Origin of the sequence: Glycomyces mayteni, from assembly GCF_042428885.1 — a bacterium.
In the GTDB taxonomy this organism is placed as follows: Bacteria; Actinomycetota; Actinomycetes; order Mycobacteriales; family Micromonosporaceae; genus Glycomyces; species Glycomyces mayteni.
This window is the reverse complement of sequence record NZ_JBHMBP010000001.1, coordinates 480,631-492,754: the sequence shown is the minus strand read 5'-3', so window position 1 is coordinate 492,754 and position 12,124 is coordinate 480,631. Positions and strand designations below refer to the sequence as shown.

The 12,124-nt window shown below is 72.4% G+C and carries 12 protein-coding genes; 4 read left to right on the top strand and 8 right to left on the bottom strand.

What is annotated here, in order from left to right:
* Positions 1-63: 63 nt before the first annotated feature.
* Positions 64-1,164 carry a HEAT repeat domain-containing protein gene (locus ACFFXY_RS02340; RefSeq protein WP_382345494.1) on the top strand — a complete coding sequence of 367 codons (1,101 nt, stop codon included), beginning with the start codon at positions 64-66 and terminating at the stop codon, positions 1,162-1,164.
* Position 1,165: 1 nt separating this feature from the next.
* On the opposite strand, the gene ACFFXY_RS02335 is transcribed toward ACFFXY_RS02340, so the two are convergent.
* Together ACFFXY_RS02335 and ACFFXY_RS02330 are read right to left on the bottom strand one after the other, a co-directional pair.
* On the bottom strand, positions 1,166-2,044 hold the full coding sequence (locus ACFFXY_RS02335; RefSeq protein WP_382345492.1) for a class I SAM-dependent methyltransferase: 879 nt from the start codon (positions 2,042-2,044) through the stop codon (positions 1,166-1,168).
* An 80-nt stretch (positions 2,045-2,124) separates the two neighbouring features.
* The gene (locus ACFFXY_RS02330; RefSeq protein ID WP_382345490.1) at positions 2,125-2,832 is read right to left on the bottom strand and encodes a sensor domain-containing protein; all 708 of its coding nucleotides are present in this window, start codon (positions 2,830-2,832) and stop codon (positions 2,125-2,127) included.
* Positions 2,833-3,004: 172 nt separating this feature from the next.
* Here ACFFXY_RS02330 and ACFFXY_RS02325 point away from each other — a divergent pair, with 172 nt between their 5' ends.
* Complete coding sequence (locus ACFFXY_RS02325; protein WP_382345488.1) at positions 3,005-3,484, top strand: hypothetical protein; 480 nt, start codon at positions 3,005-3,007, stop codon at positions 3,482-3,484.
* 485 nt (positions 3,485-3,969) lie between these two features.
* Here the strand turns inward: ACFFXY_RS02325 and ACFFXY_RS02320 are convergent, their stop codons facing one another.
* Together ACFFXY_RS02320 and ACFFXY_RS02315 are read right to left on the bottom strand one after the other, a co-directional pair.
* Positions 3,970-4,704, bottom strand: a complete 735-nt coding sequence (locus ACFFXY_RS02320; protein ID WP_382345486.1) for a DUF7873 family protein — start codon at positions 4,702-4,704, stop codon at positions 3,970-3,972.
* Between the two features lie 66 nt (positions 4,705-4,770).
* Entirely contained in the window at positions 4,771-5,286 is a 516-nt protein-coding gene (locus ACFFXY_RS02315) for a hypothetical protein (RefSeq protein WP_382345484.1), read from the bottom strand.
* A 184-nt stretch (positions 5,287-5,470) separates the two neighbouring features.
* Between ACFFXY_RS02315 and ACFFXY_RS02310 the strand changes: the two genes are divergently transcribed.
* On the top strand, positions 5,471-6,208 hold the full coding sequence (locus tag ACFFXY_RS02310) for a hypothetical protein (protein WP_382345482.1): 738 nt from the start codon (positions 5,471-5,473) through the stop codon (positions 6,206-6,208).
* Between the two features lie 61 nt (positions 6,209-6,269).
* Here ACFFXY_RS02310 and ACFFXY_RS02305 read toward each other — a convergent pair whose 3' ends face one another.
* Positions 6,270-6,956, bottom strand: coding sequence for a GNAT family N-acetyltransferase (locus tag ACFFXY_RS02305; RefSeq protein WP_382345480.1), 687 nt, complete (start codon positions 6,954-6,956; stop codon positions 6,270-6,272).
* Between the two features lie 27 nt (positions 6,957-6,983).
* On the bottom strand, positions 6,984-9,344 hold the full coding sequence (locus tag ACFFXY_RS02300) for a hypothetical protein (RefSeq protein WP_382345478.1): 2,361 nt from the start codon (positions 9,342-9,344) through the stop codon (positions 6,984-6,986).
* A 126-nt stretch (positions 9,345-9,470) separates the two neighbouring features.
* Here ACFFXY_RS02300 and ACFFXY_RS02295 point away from each other — a divergent pair, with 126 nt between their 5' ends.
* Positions 9,471-10,439, top strand: coding sequence for a hypothetical protein (locus tag ACFFXY_RS02295; RefSeq protein WP_382345476.1), 969 nt, complete (start codon positions 9,471-9,473; stop codon positions 10,437-10,439).
* Between the two features lie 2 nt (positions 10,440-10,441).
* On the opposite strand, the gene ACFFXY_RS02290 is transcribed toward ACFFXY_RS02295, so the two are convergent.
* Both ACFFXY_RS02290 and ACFFXY_RS02285 read right to left on the bottom strand, forming a co-directional pair.
* Complete coding sequence (locus ACFFXY_RS02290) at positions 10,442-11,602, bottom strand: M23 family metallopeptidase (RefSeq protein WP_382345474.1); 1,161 nt, start codon at positions 11,600-11,602, stop codon at positions 10,442-10,444.
* Entirely contained in the window at positions 11,599-12,123 is a 525-nt protein-coding gene (locus ACFFXY_RS02285) for a hypothetical protein (RefSeq protein WP_382345472.1), read from the bottom strand. Before ACFFXY_RS02285 ends, ACFFXY_RS02290 begins: the two co-directional genes overlap by 4 nt.
* Between the last annotated feature and the right edge of the window lies 1 nt (position 12,124).

The window sequence follows — 12,124 nt, the reverse complement described above, 5'->3', positions numbered from 1 at the left end:
GCACGGCGCCGTACCGAGAAGTTCAGGCAGCACAGAACACCGCTTCTACCCGAGGTTCAACGTATGGCGAACGCAGCAATGGGGCTCTGGACGCTCAGGTTCTCCTCCGTCCTCGCCCCCGTCCCGGTGGTCGAGCTCCTGGAGATCGACCGGATCTGGGGCTACGGCCTCCTCTGCCCGGCCATCGCCGCCACCTGGGCCACCGGAGTCTGGCAGCGCCGCCGCCACCTCGCCCGCACCGCCGTCGGCCCCGCCCCCGCCGCACCGCCCCGCCAGGGCTTCTGGGACCCCGAGCGCGCCGGCGCCCCCGCCGTCGACGGGCACGCAGAGCGCCGCGACCGCGCCATGACCAACCTCGTCGCGTCCATCAAAGACGAATCCGTGGACGCCGACCTGCGCATCCAGCTCATCCAGGACCTCGTCGACCTCGGCGGCGAAGCCATGGCCCTGCGCCTCTCGCCCGTCGCCGTCGCCACCGAAGTCGACGTCGAAGTGCGCCTCGAAGCCGCCGAGCACATGGGCCGCTTCAACCTCGACGACGCCGTCGAAGCCCTCGAAGCGATCGCCACCGACCCCGGCGTCGACGACAAGTACCGCCTCGACGCCGCCAGCGCCCTCGCCGACAGCGCCGCAAGCCCCGCCGCGATCGCCCTCATGCAGCTGGTCACCGACGACGGCGTCAGCGAGTACGTGCGCCACTCCGCGGCCCACGCGCTGCGCCGCGTCAACCGCGACGCCGCGGCGATGGCGCTGCGGCACCTCGCGAACGCGCCGCTGGTGACGTCGCGGCTGCGGATCATCTGCGCGGAGCAGCTCGCCGACGACAGTCGCGAGGACGCCCGGGAGGCGCTGTGGCGCATCGTCAAGGGCGTCGAGTCGCTCATGGACCACCACTTGGGGATCGACGCGGCGGAGGCGATGCACGGTGTCGACCCGGACGCGGGCGTGGAGGCGTACTCGGTGCTCGCGGTCGACTCGTGCTTCCACTGGGCGGGGCGGATCGAGGCCGCGTACCGGCTCGGGCGGCTCGGGGTGGGCGACGGGTTCGACCTGCTGAGCGATTTCGCGTGCGCGGAGGGCGTGGAGGACGTGTACGGGCTCGCGGCCCTGGACCGGCTGTTCCAGTTGGAGATCGAGTCGGGGACGCTCGACTCGGAGGAGTGACCTACGCGGGCTTCTCGGCCGTGTAGACGGTGTCGATGGCGAGGTGGTGGAGGTCGCGGCGGTGGCCGAGCCAGTCGGGGCCGTCGCGGTCGAGCAGGCGCGCCCACGTGTCGCGGTCGGCGTCGTCGAGGTGGTGCGTGAACCATTCGACCCTGGCGGCGAGGGAGTCGAGGGCGTGGTCGAGGTCGGCTCCGGCGAGCGGGGCGGGTTTGGCGACGAGGTCGTTCACGGTGTGGACGTTGACGAGTCCGGCGTGTTCGAGGGCGAGGTTCCAGCCGTAGGGGAGGGGCGTGCCGCCGTGGGCGGCGAGTTCGTCGGCGAGGCGGCGGGCGCCCGCTTCGATGAGGCGCAGTTCCAGGCCGGGGCGGCCGGTGCCGAGGTTCGCGGGGAGGAACTGGGGCGCGGTGCCGCCTTCGCCGATGGCGAGGCGCCCGCCGGGGTTGAGGAGCGCGGCGAGGTTCCGCAGGGCCGCTTGGGGGTCGGCGGCGTGGTGGACGACGTGTCCGGCCCAGGCGAAGTCGACGCGGGGGAGGGCGGCGAGCGCGTCGGGGTCGTCGATGGAGGCGAGGGCGGTCGGCATGGGGGTGCCGCGTTCGGCGGCGCGTTCGCGGACGAGGTCGAGCATGGCCGGTTCGGCGTCGACGGCGGTCACGTGGACGCCGGGGAGGGTCTCGGCGAGGGCGAACGCCATGCTGGCGGCGCCGCAGCCGATGTCGGCGGCGGTGCGGGTGCCGGGGCCGGTGAGGGCGGCGGCGAGGCGGCGGTACCGGGGGGTCTCGGCGTCGGCGCGGGCCCGGAACCGGGGTGCGGCCTCCGCGAAGTCGAACACCGCGTCGCCGCCGTCGCCGTCGTGTCCGTGGTGGTGCCCTTGCGGTGCCATGCGGCCCAACCTATCACCGGGCGCGCGGCGGGGGCGGCCGCTCGGTGGGCGGCCGCCCCTTCGGTGTGCGCAGTGGAGGGTCAGACGGTGGAGAGGCGCTCCTGGACGCGGGTGACCTCGGCGTCGGCGAGCGCCGAGCGCGCGGGGCCGTGCGGGGCGTCGGCGTCGGTCAGGGACGCGAGCAGGCCGCGGGACAGGCCCGCCTGCGTGAGGGCGAAGCCGCGCAGGACCAGGGGCAGGAGCAGGGCCATGACCAGGCCGCCGGCGACCGCGAGGGCCGAGACGGCGAGGTAGGAGTCGCCCCAGCCGAGCCAGCGGGTCGCGTGTTCGAGGCCGTCGCCGTCCCCGGTGGCGCGGCGGATCGCCCAGGCGTACAGCGGGTACGCGAGGGACGCGACGGTGGCGGCCCACCAGGCGAGGGCCACGACGAACCCGGCGATGGCGAGCGGGAAGTTCACCACGCCCCACAGGAGGTTGAGCCACGACTGGCCGTCGGCGAGGGGGGTCAGGAAGCGGCGCAGCGGGGAGGCGCCCTCGGGGGCGCGGCGGTAGTGCGGGCGCTCGACGGGGCTGCCGAGGACCCCTTCGAGCTGGGCGCGGCCGGCGGCGGCGAGGCCGCGCATGGCGAGGAGGGTCGCGGCGAGGATCGGGACGCCCGCCCAGACGACGGCGGTGCCGACGCCGGCGGCGAAGCCGGTGACGGTGATGACGAACGCGGGCAGTGCGATCGGGAACGCGGAGAGCAGGTACGCGGAGTCGGCGCCGAGCTGCTTGAAGGTCTTGTTCATGCCTTCAATTCTCGGCCGCAGCGGGCGTTCCTTCGAGCCTGCGAGCAGGCATTTCGCCGGTAGGGCGGGCCCTACCGGGCGGGTCGGGGCGGCCGGTCCACGGGGGTTTCAGGAGCGTCCGCTGACCCGGTTTTGAGCCGCCGTCGAGGTTCGGCCGCGAGGCTCGCTTCCCATGAGACCGATGCTTTCCCGGGCCGTGCGGATCGGCTGCGCCGCGGGCCTCGCCGCGTTCGCGCTGGCCGCGTGCGGCGACGACGACGCGGACGCGGGCGACGAGGCGTCCTCGTCGTCGGATAGCCAGTTCGCGGCGTACACGGCGTGCCTTGAGGGGCAGGGCGTCGACCTCCCCGACGACTGGACCCCGTTCGGCGAGGGCGGCGCCATGCCCGGCGGCGACGGCGGGATGCCCACCGGCATGCCGTCGGACATGCCCACGGACCTGCCCTCGGACTTCGGGACCGACATGCCCACCGACATGCCCTCGGGCGGCTTCGGCGGCGGCGGGTTCGCGGCGCCCGACGGCGTCGACGAGGACGACTGGGCGGCCGCCACGCAGGCGTGCGCCGACGAGCTCCCGCAGGGCGGCGGCATGCCCGGCGGCGGGCAGGGACCGGGCCAGGAGAGCGCTGCCGGCGAGACCGCCGACGACTGAGGCTTCACCCTTCTCTCCCCGGAGACGGAGCGGCGCCGGGCGCGCCATCGAGCCGGCGCCGCTCCGAGAGCACCGAAGGGGCATAGGTGCGGCCCGGGTCGTTGACCTCGACACCGGGCCGCGATGTGCCACGTAGTGGCCGCGACGCTCCGTACGGCAGCCGTTGAGTCTGCTGCTAGCACAGTGCTCTTCCATTGAGCTACCGCCGCAAGTGGTGCGGCGGGAAGGATTCGAACCTTCAACACCTGTGTCCCAGGGGACCGCTCGCGGAGTCGTGCGGCGTGGCGAATGCTGACACTGGAGCGAGAATCTGAATCTTCGCGGTGCGCCTCTACCAATTGGGCCACCCTCACGGCCGGTCGAGCCGGAGGGGAGGGAATCGAACCCCCACCTGTCACCGCGCAGTATTGCGACTAAACCTCAGTTTCAGCGTGGTTCGGCGCTCGCGCGCCACCCCTGCCGCTCAAAGCAGGGGGGTCTGTGTCCTACCCGCCCAGCAGGTAGCCGAAGACCTTCGCGCCGACGGACTCGTCGACGACCTCGGTCCCGTTGGCCTCCTCGCGCGCGAACTTGACGGCCACCTGGAGCTTCTCCAGGCGCTCGGTCAACTGCGCGACGCGCTTGGCGGGGGCCGAGCCGGAGAACTTCACCGTCGTCCAGTACCCGACCGGGATGTCCTCGTAGTACACCTCGACCTGCGCCGGGTGCTCCTCCGTCGCCTCGGCCTTCACGTGGTTGCGCGGGACCTTCTTCGTGCGGACCGTCCGCACCGGGTCCGTCGCGAAGCAGTCCGCGGCCTCGTTGAACGTCCACGACTCGGCCGCGTCCAGGACCGGCAGGGCCTTCACGAACGACTGGAGCTCCGCGAGCTGCTTCTCCAGGAACAGCAGGTACGTGACCGGGACGTCCGCGACGAGGACCTCCCCGTCCACGGTGATGTCCGCCGTCGCGAGCGCGTTCGTGCGGTCCTTCGTGGCCGTCACGTCGAACAGGCGCGTCATCGCCGCGGACACCTCGCGGAGCTGCTCCTCCACGCGGCGCTGCACCTTCGTGGACTCCGGCGGCAGCTGCTCGCCCTCCTCGTCCTTCGGCTGGTACGTCCGGGAGATGCCCGACAGCAGCGGCGCCTTCGCGAGCTCGCGCCCGGCGTCGCCGAGGGAGCGGGCGGCCTTCGCCTTGACGCTCTTCTCGATCGCGATGATCTGGTTCAACTTGGTCACGGAGCAACCCTCACTTTCGGGCCCCACCATAGGACGCGCGCGCCACCGCCGGCAACGCCGTTTCCGTCACCGGTCGCACCACCGCGCCGACTTCGTCGCACCGAGGAAGCACAGGATCAGCACCGACAGGACGATGCCCGTGCAGTCGAACTGGATGTTCACGCCCACGCCCCCGCCCGCCGGGCGCAGCGCCGCCAAGAACACGGCCTGCCACGCGATCTGGAACGCGATCGACACGCCCTCCACCGCGAACGCGCCCCGCCGCGCCGACGCGCGGCGGTCCATGATCCCGACCGCGAACAGCCCGCGCAGCGCCGCGAACCCCAGCGCCTGCACCGCCGAGACCAGCAGCACCAGCGGGACCCACGCCGCCAGCCCCGGATAGAAGTCCTCGAACACGTCCCGGCCCGCCGTCAGCGTCACCGCCGTCCCGATGCCCCCGAGCAGGCCCAGGCCCACCTGGACCCACATGAGGACCACGGCCGTCGTCGTCAGGCCCGGCCGCCGCGGCGGCCCCCCGTACGGGTACGCGTAGGGGCCCGGCGGGTACGGGTACACGGGATACTGCGGGGGAACGGCCACGGGTCGGACCTCCAGAAAGGGGATGGCACCGAGTGTAAGCGCCCGGTCGCTCCCGCGGGGTCCCCGAGAATCCGCACCGAAGCGCGCGAAACGGTTTTCGGCCGACCGGTTTCGGGGTACTAGGGTGGGCGCGGGCCGGACGGCAGGGCCGCCGCCCGGGAACGCGGCAGGACGGAGACGCGACATGATCATGCGACTGGCCCGGTCGCTCGGGTACGACGTCGTCGAGGTCGACGACGGCGACGGGACCCTCGCCGTCGGCGGGCACGACGGCGCCAGCGCCCTGCGCGTCGGCTGGAGGCCGCTCATCGTCGAGGGATACACCGGGTCCGGGTCCATCGACCGGTTCGCGATCCGCACCCGCGACGCACGGCACCGCGAGAGCCTGCGCGACATGCGCGAACGCCTCCGCGGCCCCGCCAGCGACACCGACCCCGTCGACCTCGCTGCCCCCATCCTGAAACTCCTCGCGCCCGGCGCGTACGGGGTGCGGCGCTGGCCCGACGCGAACGTGCACATCGAGCCGTTCGGGGAGAACCGGTCCGCGTGGTGGTACCCGTACGAGCCGATCGGCACCGAGGGGACCGCGGTCATCCCCACCGACGTGTGGCCGCCCCCCGGGGAGGACACCGTCACCGAGTACGCGGCCGCGATCGCGGGCGGCGAGCGGCCGCTCGCGGTGCTGCTGCGGTCCGAGCCGCCCGGCGACGAGCAGGACTGCGCGGCGTTCCTCATCGACGGGCACCACAAGCTCGCCGCGTACCGGCGCACTGGGACCGCCCCGCACTTCCTCGACATCGCGCGCCTCGCCGACCGGCGGCCGTGCGATCCGGGCGACCTGCGGGCCGTCATCGGCGGCGACGGGAGCCTGGAGCAGTCCGCGTCGAACCTCATGCGGTACCTGGAGCACGCCAGAAAGTGAACGGGCCGTTCACTGCACAGCGGTGAACGGCGCGTTCACTACCGAATGGAGGACGGCGCGTTCACTGCTGCGCGCGCCACTTGCCCGCGGGGACCCCGCCGGGGCGGTCGAACGCGTCCAGCAGCGCCCGCGCGTTCCCGTCGCTCCCGACCGCGCCTTCGACCTCGGCCAGGTACTCCTCCACGAACGCGCGCAGCGGCGCCCCCGCGACGGCGTCGCCGATGGTGAACTCCGGTGCGGCGTGCAGGACGAGGAGGAGCATCCCGTGGACGCGGCGGTCCGGGCCGCCAATGCCCGGCTGGAAGTACGGGACGTCGAGGACCCGCGCGCCCGCGGCCTCGTAGAACGCCAGGCGCCGCCGCGGATCCCCGTGCGCGTCGTGCGCGGGCGCGCCAGGGTCCTCGATCTCGGCGACCACGATGCACGGGTTCCGGCGCACGCTCCACACGTTCACCGCGTCCCGCAGCAGCCGACCGCCGATCCCGCCGCCCCGCGCCGCCGGACCCACCGCCAGGTACGTGAGCAGCTGGACGCGCGAGGCCGCCGACCACTCGCCGAACGCGGCCGCCACCGGCGTCCCCGCATCGTCGACCACCGCGAACAGATTCGCGGACCCGCGCTCCAAGGCCGCGGCGAGCACGTCCTCACCGTCGAGCTCCTCCGGCGGGAACGCATGCTCGAACAGATCCCGGTACACCGCCGTGAACAGCGCGTCCGGCGCCGTCCGCTCCACCGTCGAGAACCCCATGCCCCGGAGTCTCCCACCGGCGGGCCCCTACGGGCGGGCGATGCGCCGCATCCGCGCCCGCGCGAAGGCCGTGCGCGCCCGCACCAGGCCCCGCACCGGCAGCCCCGCCAGGAACCGCACCGTCGACCACGGGCCGCCCTGGTACGACACCCACCGCGCCGACACGTACACCGCCGCCCACGCCGCCACGACCACCGTCGCCGCACCCCACCCGGCCGGCGTCCAGAACCCCGCCGCCTGCCAGATGCTGATCGCCGCGCACACCGACAGCGCCGACACCGCCGCCGTCAGCGAATCGCGCACCCGCTGCTGCCGGTCCACCTCCCAGCGCTGGAGCGTCGCCTCCGACTGGTCCGCCATCACCTCGTTCAGGCGCTCGCTGAAACTCGCCAACTGCTCGTCCACGCCCTTCACCGCCAGCAGCCTGCGCAGCTCCGCCGTGTTCGACGGCGACCGCAGCAGCCCCGGCGAGTGCAGCAGCGCGATCACCTGCCGCGTCTCCCCCTCGAACTCCAGCATCTGCATCCGCTTCGCCTTCATCGCCTCCACTTGCGCGGCCCGGTCCGCGCCCGGCCGGCTGTACCCGGCGATGATCTCCGAGACGCCCGCCCGGTACGCGTCCAGCTGGTGGTTCCAGGCCGCCATCATCCCGCCCAGGCACACCGTGAACTCCGCGATCGCCTCCAAGTCCCCCGAGATGAAGTTGGGGGCGTCCAGCGCCGCGATCACCGTCGTGTTCTCCGTCGAGATCAGCAGGTCGCCCTCGTTGCGCTGGTTCCAGATCTTGCGGGAGTGGTCGTCCGCCAAGCGGATCCAGTCCCACAGCGACTCCTTCGCGTCCGGAGCCGAATGCAGCAGCACCGACGATCCCACCAGCTCCAGCAGCCGGTTCCCGTCCTGCACCAGCGGCCGGTCCTCGTCCCCGCTCGGCGGCTCGAACTCCCGGCCCCGCTCGCTCGCCCGCAGCACCCGCACCAGCACGTGCGAACGGCCCCTGTGGATGCCCACCGGCCCCTCCGGCTCCCCCTTGCGCGGCGCGAGCGCCTCGGGCAGCTGCCGCAGGATCAGGTCCCTCGCGAAGCGCGCCAAGCGGTCCCACGTCCGGTCCGTGCCCTCGCACGACACCTCGACCGTCCCGTGCTCCCGGGCCGCCCGGAACATCGCCGCGTGCAGGCCGCTCGGGTACAGGTCCTCCACGGATCGCTCCAGGCGCAGCGAGTGGACGCCCATGGGGGAGAATCGCAGCGCCGCGTTCAGCTCCTCGACCGTGTCCCCGTCGACCACGAGCCGCACCTTCGGGAGGATCAGCTCCAGGCCGTCGAACCGCTTGGCGCGTTCGAGCCGCGGCTCCCAGATGTCCGCGTGGTACGTGAAATGGTCGATCGCCGCCGACGGCCGCACCGGCCCCGCGCCCTCCTCGAACGCCCGCTTCAGGCGGACCCGGACCGTCTCGTAGTCGATCCCGTTGACGCCGAACGGGAACAGGTACACGATGCGGCCCTCGTCGATGCGCATCCACTGCTTCCGCCGGTCCGCGTGGGCCTCGCGCAGCCGCTCCAGGGCCTGCCGGTGCGCGTTCATCTTCGACAGTTCGACGGACGAGAACGGCCACGTGTTCACCAGGACCCGCAGCTCCTTGCGGACTTCCAGCCGGTCCTTCTCCTTGCCCGCCGACTGCGCGACCAGCGCGCGGTGCAGGCGACGCAGCATCAGGTGGTACTCGCGGCGCACCGCGACCTCCCCGCGCACGTACCGGCCCACCGGGCCCTCGTCCTCCTCCGCGTCGTGCAGCAGGCCCGTGCACGACCCGATCACCATGTCCAGCGCCTCCGAATAGCGCAGTTGCGACCCGGTCTTCAGGCAGTCTTCCAGCTCGATCTCCGACCGGACCAGCTCGCACAGGCGCAGCGCCAGTTCCACCTCGGGCGCCTCGTCGCCGTCGAGGCTCCAGTGGCGGCGCACGATCCCGCGGAACCGCAGCATGCACTTCATGAGCAGGTCCACGCGGTACGTGTGGTTCCAGGCCCGGACCGAACTGTGGTGCACCCACAGGCACAGCAGCGCCCGGTCGACGGCCGTCGGCGTGCGCGCGGCCTGCGTCCCGAACACCTCCCCGGCCCGATACAGGAACACGTCCTCCACATCGAGCTCCCCGCCCGGGTCGACCTCCGACTGGAGGCCGTTCCAGATGAAGCAGTCCCGCACCGCCTGCGTGTCCACCCCGCACCGCTCCCGCAGATGCGCCTCGATCAGGCCCTGCACCTCCGGCGACCTCGCCACCAGCTCGAACCGGATCGGGCCCCCTTCCGGCCCGGCGCCGTCCCGCTGCCCCGGAACGACTTCGACTTCGGCCGCAGTCTCACCGCGCTGCATCGGAGGGTGGCTCATGCCACAAGTCTATGGCGGACATGCACTTCACCGGGTCCCTCGCCAGCGCCCCGGACCCGTCCCGGGCCCCGAACCCACCACCGCTTCCGGTTGAGCCCGGTGGGCCCCGTCCCATAGGCTGTCCCCATGCGAAAGGGTCTGATCCGCCGCACCATCCGGCGCGCCCGCACCTCCCGGCCCGCCACGGTCGCCGACACCACCGGCAAGCGCTACCGCGTCATCCCCGCCGACGACCCCGAAACCGCGGCCTACGCCGACCCGCCCCGCAAATGGCCCCGCGTCGCGACTATGGCCGGCACCTGGGCCCTGGTGCTGGCACTCGGCGCCTGGATCGCCCCCGCGTTCGCCGCCAGCGGGAACGAGGAGAACCAGGACCCTAGAGACGAGACCGCAAGCTCCGCAAGCAACGCGGCCTGGCGATACCTTCGCTACGGAGCCAGTGAAGACCTTGATCGTGCAGAGGCCGTGCTCTGCGACGGCGCGGAACCCGAACTCGCCCCTGGCGACCTCGATGCGATCCGCCAGTCCTACGCCGACGAACTCGGCGGCATCACCCGAGTCGACGTCGAGACCGGCGACCCGGTCCCCACCTCCGACGGCATCGCCATCGCCGGAACCGTCTCCTACGTCTCCGAAGGCACGCAACGCCATGAGGAGTTCGTGGTGACCGTGCAGGAACACGGCGGCACCTACTGCGTGTCCGACGCGAACCAGCCCGGACCCGAGGTGCCGACCGCGAGCCCCGACGAAGGCGCGAGCCCTGAAGTCGACTTCCAGGAGGTCGCCACCGACTTCCTCCGCGCTGTCGTCGCGGACCGGAACCCGGCGACCGCCGAAGCCATGCAGTGCAGCGCGTTCACCGGGATCACCGCCCAGGACCTCGACGACGCCATCGCCGAATGGGTCGCCGTCAACGGGGCGACGACCGGGTACCTCAACGGCATCTCGCCCGCCGACGGCGTCGGCGCCTTCGAGACCGAGATCGTCCTCCAAGGCGAACTGAACCAGGAGAGCTTCACGTTCCAGATCGCCGTCGAAGGCGACTGCGTCGCCTCACTCGACGGCGGCGACGCCCTCATGAACGCCGCCGACTGACCTCACTTCAGCGGGGCGCCCATCTGGTTCATGAACGCGATCGGGTCCACTGCGCCCGCTGCGCTGCGGTCGGCGTTCAAGTGGGTCTCGAAATGCAGGTGGGGGCCGCTGGAGCGGCCCGAGGAGCCGACGTAGCCGAGGATCTGGCCCGCCTGGACCACGTCGCCCTCCTTGACCAGAGGGGCCGAACCCATGTGGCAGTAGCGGGTCAGGTAGTCGCCCGCGTGGAGGATGTTGACGTACCAGCCGCAGCCGGCCACCTCGGGGGAGCCGTCCACGTCACACGAGTACGGCTCGCCGTACAGGCTGGCGTTGCACTCCGAGGTGATGACGGTCCCGCTCGACGCCGCCACGATCGTCGCACCGCGCGGCGCGCCGATGTCGACCCCGTTGTGGGTCGGGCGCTCCGGGGTCTGGAAGCCTGAGTTGATCGGGCCCTCCACCGGCGCCATCCAGCCCGCCGCCGACAGCTCGCCCGGCTGCGCGCACGTGCCGAGCTGCGTGCTCACCGCCGAGACGCTCGCGCCGCCGCCGGTCAGCGTGTTCACGATCTCCGTCGCGATCGGCTCGTGCTTCGCATAGGCGTTCGGGAACGCCGAGATCTGGACCGACTGCGCCGCCTGGGTCAGCGGCATCGTCTCCCAGCCGTCGATCGTCACGAGCTTCTCGTAGAATTTCGTGGACGCGTACACGGGATCGGTGACCTGCTCCGGCGTCCCCCAGCCCGACGACGGACGCTGCTGGAACAGGCCCTGCGAGTCGTGGTCGTTCCGGTCGCCCAGGTGCCCCAGGTTCGTCAGCCGCGACTCCTGCATCGCCGTCGCCACCGCGATGACCCAGCCGCGCACCGGGACCTCCAGGTCCTGGCCGACCGCGATGATGATCGCCGCGTTCCCGATCTGCTCGGAGCTGTACGGCCCGATCTCCGGGAACTCCCCGTTCACATCGACCGACGTCGTCCCGCAGCCGGCGGCGATCGCATTGCCGTCCTCGTCGTTCGACTGATCCGACAGGAGCTGCACGATCGACACCACGGCGCCCAGGCAGCACACGGTCAGGACCGTGAGCGTCCACATGAGCGGCCGCAGCCGCTTCGGCACCCGCGGCGCCAGGGGGTCCTCGGACCGCTCCTTTGCGGTGCTCTCCTCGCTCGCGACGCTCATGACTGCTCCCAGTCGATCGCCGACACCAGCCAGTCGCCGCCGCCGACCTCGACCATCGTCAGCGTCAACGTCCCCGTGTCGAGCGGGATCGCGACCTTCGAGCCGTCGGGCACCGCCTCCCCGGCGACCTCCGTCGCCGGGACCGTCTCGGGGTCGACGCCCTCCATCAGGGCGGCGGTGTCATCGGTCAGCAGCGGCCGGATCGAGTCGAGCCAGCCCTGCGAGCCGTACCCGTTCGGGTTCAGCCAGGCCTCGGCGAACTCGACGGCACGGTCCACCGCCTCCTGCGGGAGCTCCTCGTCGGTGAAGCAGCCGTCCTCTTCGCACTCGTCGGTCGCGAACCCGTCGTCCGCGGTCACCGCCTCAGAAGTGGCCTCCCCTTCAGCGCCGTCCGCACCGTTCGTGCCGTCGAGCGGCGTGTCCTGGCGGCGGTTCGCCAGCGCGATCACCCCGAGCACCAGGACGAGGATGATGACGACGATCCCGTAGCGGGAGAAGATGATCCGGAGGGCGCGGTTCATC

Excerpts from the sequence above, each read along its gene's own strand:
- ACFFXY_RS02305 (WP_382345480.1), bottom strand. The coding sequence starts at position 6,956 with ATGGGGTTCTCGACGGTGGAGCGGACGGCGCCGGACGCGCTGTTCACG.
- ACFFXY_RS02310 (WP_382345482.1), top strand. The coding sequence starts at position 5,471 with ATGATCATGCGACTGGCCCGGTCGCTCGGGTACGACGTCGTCGAGGTC.
- ACFFXY_RS02300 (WP_382345478.1), bottom strand. The coding sequence starts at position 9,344 with ATGAGCCACCCTCCGATGCAGCGCGGTGAGACTGCGGCCGAAGTCGAA.
- ACFFXY_RS02295 (WP_382345476.1), top strand. The coding sequence starts at position 9,471 with ATGCGAAAGGGTCTGATCCGCCGCACCATCCGGCGCGCCCGCACCTCC.
- ACFFXY_RS02335 (WP_382345492.1), bottom strand. The coding sequence starts at position 2,044 with ATGGCACCGCAAGGGCACCACCACGGACACGACGGCGACGGCGGCGAC.
- ACFFXY_RS02340 (WP_382345494.1), top strand. The coding sequence starts at position 64 with ATGGCGAACGCAGCAATGGGGCTCTGGACGCTCAGGTTCTCCTCCGTC.
- ACFFXY_RS02325 (WP_382345488.1), top strand. The coding sequence starts at position 3,005 with ATGAGACCGATGCTTTCCCGGGCCGTGCGGATCGGCTGCGCCGCGGGC.
- ACFFXY_RS02330 (WP_382345490.1), bottom strand. The coding sequence starts at position 2,832 with ATGAACAAGACCTTCAAGCAGCTCGGCGCCGACTCCGCGTACCTGCTC.
- ACFFXY_RS02290 (WP_382345474.1), bottom strand. The coding sequence starts at position 11,602 with ATGAGCGTCGCGAGCGAGGAGAGCACCGCAAAGGAGCGGTCCGAGGAC.
- ACFFXY_RS02285 (WP_382345472.1), bottom strand. The coding sequence starts at position 12,123 with ATGAACCGCGCCCTCCGGATCATCTTCTCCCGCTACGGGATCGTCGTC.